We start from the raw sequence: 3,427 nt of genomic DNA on the forward strand, positions 1-3,427 counted from the left end.
CGCGGGCACCACGCGCCTCGGCGACCGGAAGGACGCCATGCTCGGCCTCGCCGAGGTCGTCCAGGCAGCGCGGTCGTATGCCGTGGGGCTCGGTTGCGTGGCCACCGTGGGCAAGGTCGACGTCGTACCGGGCGGCGTCAACGCCATCCCGAGCCATGTCACGGCCTGGCTCGACGCACGCGGTCAGAGCGAGCACGTCGTCCACGCGGTCGTGGACGCCGTGGCGTCGGAGGCCGCCCGTGTGGGGGCGACGACCACCGAGGAGTCGTGGACCCCGACGACGACGTTCGACACGCGACTCGTGGAGCGGGTGCACGGCATACTCCCCGACGCGCCGCTGCTCGGCACGGGCGCGGGGCACGACGCGGGCATCCTCGCCACGCACGGGGTGTCGAGCGCGATGCTCTTCGTCCGCAACCCCACAGGGGTGTCACACTCTCCGGACGAGTTCGCGCGCACCGAGGACTGTCACCATGGGGTCACGGCCCTCACCGCCGTCGTGACCGAGCTGTGCACAGGGAAGGACCCCGAGTCGATGAGCGAGGCACGATGACGACCTTCTGGTGCGAGAGTGCCTGGCTGACAGGGGGACTGGCGCGCCGTGTCCGCCTCGTGACGCAGGACGGCCTGTTCAAGGACGTCCTCGTGGACGCGGACCCGCAGCCCGACGACGTCCGCCTCGCCGGAGTGACGCTGCCCGGCATGGCCAACGCCCACAGCCACGCCTTCCACCGCGCCCTCCGCGGCCGTGTCAACGGCGGTGGCGGCAACTTCTGGAGCTGGCGCGAGCAGATGTATGCCGCCGCGGAGCAGCTCAACCCCGACACGTACTTCGCGCTGGCGCGGGCCGTCTTCGCCGAGATGGTGCAGGCCGGCATCACGGTCGTGGGGGAGTTCCACTACGTCCACCACCGTCCGGGCGGGCACCCGTACCGCGACCCGAACGCGATGGGTCTCGCGGTGCGCCAGGCGGCCGACGAGGCCGGCATCCGGCTCACGCTCCTCGACACGTGCTACCTCGAGGGCGGCCTCAACGGTGGGGGCCACGTCGAGCTCCACCCGGGTCAGCGCCGGTTCAGCGACGGCTCGGTCGAGGCGTGGGCGGAGCGCATGTCAGCGCGGCGCCCCGAGACCGACCTGGTGCGGCTCGGCGCGGCGATCCACTCGGTCCGTGCGGTCAAGCGCGAAGACCTCCCGAAGGTCGTCGAGGCCGCAGGCAACCTGCCGCTCCACGTGCACCTGTCCGAGCAGCACGGCGAGAACCTCGCGTGCCAGATGTTCTACGGCGCGAGCCCGACCCAGCTGCTCGACGAGGCCGGTGCCCTCGGCGCCCACTCGACGGCCGTGCACGCCACGCACCTCGAGGACCGCGACATCGAGCTCCTCGGCGGCACCGGCACCGGCGCGTGCTTCTGCCCGACGACCGAGCGTGACCTCGCCGACGGCATCGGCCCGGCCCGCGCCCTGCACGACGCCGGCAGCCCGCTCTCGCTGGGCTCGGACCAGCACGTCGTCATCGACCCGTTCGAGGAGCTGCGCGGGCTCGAGATGCACGAGCGGCTCGTCACCAACGAGCGCGACCGCTTCTCGGCCGACGACCTGCTCCTCGCGGCCTCCTTCAACGGCTACCGGTCCCTCGGCTGGTCCGACGGGGGCCACCTGAGCAAGGGCGCGCTCGCCGACTTCGTCACGGTGCGCACCGACACCGTCAACACGGCGGGCGCCGCCCTCGACCAGATCATCTACGCGTGCGTGGCCTCTGACGTCTCGACCGTCGTCGTGGGTGGCGACGTCATCGTCAGCGACGGCCACCACCGGATGGGCGACGTCGGTCGCCTGCTCGTCGGTGCCATCGACCGCGTCGCCGGAGGGGTACCGGCGTGAGCCTGCTCCTCACGGGCATCGCGGAGCTGACGACCAACGACCCGGCCCGCGGCGACGATCACGCCGACCCGGGCGACGCCCTCCTCGGCATCCTCCGCGACGCGGCGCTCGTCGTCTCCGACGACGGTGTCATCGAGTGGGTCGGTCCCGAGGTCGAGGCGCCCGACGCCGACGAGCGCCGTGACCTCGGCGGCCGTGCCGTCATCCCCGGTTTCGTCGACTCGCACACCCACCTCGTCTTCGCCGGTGACCGGTCGGCGGAGTTCGCCGCCCGGATGACCGGCACGCCCTACGACGGGGGCGGCATCGCCGTCTCGGTCGCGGCGACCCGCGCCGCGAGCGACGACGAGCTGCGCGACCTCGTCACCGCCCGCCTGGCCGAGATGCGCGCCCAGGGAACGACGACGGTCGAGATCAAGAGCGGCTACGGCCTGACCCTCGACGACGAGCTGCGCAGCCTGCGCATCGCCCGTGAGCTCACCCCGCACACGACCTTCCTGGGCGCGCACGTCGTGCCACGCGAGTACGCGACGCGGCGAGCGGCATACGTCGACCTCGTGACGGGGCCGATGCTCGGCGCGGTCGTCGCCGACGGACCGACCGCGCTGGCCGAGAGCATCGACGTCTTCTGCGAGCCGCACTCGGYGCACGCCTTCGACGGTGACGAGGCGCGCACGATCCTCAAGGCCGGCCGCGCCGCGGGTCTCGCCCTGAGGGTCCACGGCAACCAGCTCGGCCACGGCCCCGGCGTCCGGCTGGCCTGCGAGCTCGGGGCCCGCAGTGTCGACCACTGCACCTACCTCGACGACGCCGACGTCGAGGCGCTCGTCGCCGCCCGCGGCACCACGGTCGCGACGCTGCTGCCCGGGGTCGAGTTCTCGACCCGCTCGCCCTACCCCGACGGGCGGGCGCTCATCGACGCGGGCGTCGACGTGGCGCTCGCGAGCGACTGCAACCCCGGCACGTGCTACTCGTCGTCGATCCCGTTCGCCATCGCGCTCGCGGTGCGCGAGATGGGCCTGACCCCGGCCGAGGCGCTGCACGCCGCGACGGCGGTGTCGGCGCGCTCGCTCGGTCTCGACCGACGCGTGGCGCCCGGCCGGCCGGCCGAGCTGGCCGTCCTCGACGCGCCGAGCCACCTGCACCTCGCCTACCGGGCCGGGGTGCCGATCGTCCGCGCGCTCGAGCTCTAGCTGGTCGCCGGCTCGTCGTCGGGGTGCTGGCAGCGCAGCACGGATCCCGGGCCGGGGTGGATCAGGCCGGTGTGGCCGTCGGCCCACTCGACGACGTAGGGGGGAGCGCCACCCTCGCCCTTCACCTCCCGGATGACGCCCTCGCGCGTGCTCTGACCGACGTGTTCCGCGGCCATCGTGATGCGGTCACCGACCTGTGCCTGCATGGCACACCTCCTCGCGTGGGCTCTGTTCCCTCCAAGGACACCACCTCGAGACCCGGCCCGGAAGGTCTTCGTGCGACAAGACGCGGCCGAGCGCGGGTCCCGGCCGGGGTCGCCGAGCGCCCGGTGGGCCGGTGAGCCCGGCCG

The 3,427-nt window shown here is 73.3% G+C and carries 4 protein-coding genes; 3 read left to right on the plus strand and 1 reads right to left on the minus strand.

All coding sequences use genetic code 11. The annotated features are described in order from the left end of the window. The 3 genes from AC1DP0_RS19780 to hutI form a co-directional block, all read left to right on the plus strand. Nucleotides 1-553 (plus strand): M20/M25/M40 family metallo-hydrolase (locus tag AC1DP0_RS19780; protein WP_478087881.1); only part of this gene is annotated, 553 nt, incomplete at its 5' end. Next, nucleotides 550-1,884 (plus strand): formimidoylglutamate deiminase, encoded by a 1,335-nt coding sequence (locus AC1DP0_RS19785; RefSeq protein WP_478087883.1) that lies wholly within the window; start codon nt 550-552, stop codon nt 1,882-1,884. The genes AC1DP0_RS19780 and AC1DP0_RS19785, both read left to right, overlap by 4 nt. Further along, nucleotides 1,881-3,077, plus strand: a complete 1,197-nt coding sequence (gene hutI / locus AC1DP0_RS19790; RefSeq protein ID WP_478087887.1) for an imidazolonepropionase — start codon at nt 1,881-1,883, stop codon at nt 3,075-3,077. Before AC1DP0_RS19785 ends, hutI begins: the two co-directional genes overlap by 4 nt. Here hutI and AC1DP0_RS19795 read toward each other — a convergent pair. Next, nucleotides 3,074-3,283 carry a DUF1918 domain-containing protein gene (locus tag AC1DP0_RS19795; RefSeq protein WP_442277372.1) on the minus strand — a complete coding sequence of 70 codons (210 nt, stop codon included), beginning with the start codon at nt 3,281-3,283 and terminating at the stop codon, nt 3,074-3,076. The two genes, hutI and AC1DP0_RS19795, sit on opposite strands and share 4 nt — an antisense overlap. Between the last annotated feature and the right edge of the window lie 144 nt (nt 3,284-3,427).

This window comes from Terrabacter sp. P5_B1 (genome assembly GCF_056400505.1).

Excerpts from the sequence above, each read along its gene's own strand:
- AC1DP0_RS19785 (WP_478087883.1), top strand. The coding sequence starts at position 550 with ATGACGACCTTCTGGTGCGAGAGTGCCTGGCTGACAGGGGGACTGGCG.
- AC1DP0_RS19795 (WP_442277372.1), bottom strand. The coding sequence starts at position 3,283 with ATGCAGGCACAGGTCGGTGACCGCATCACGATGGCCGCGGAACACGTC.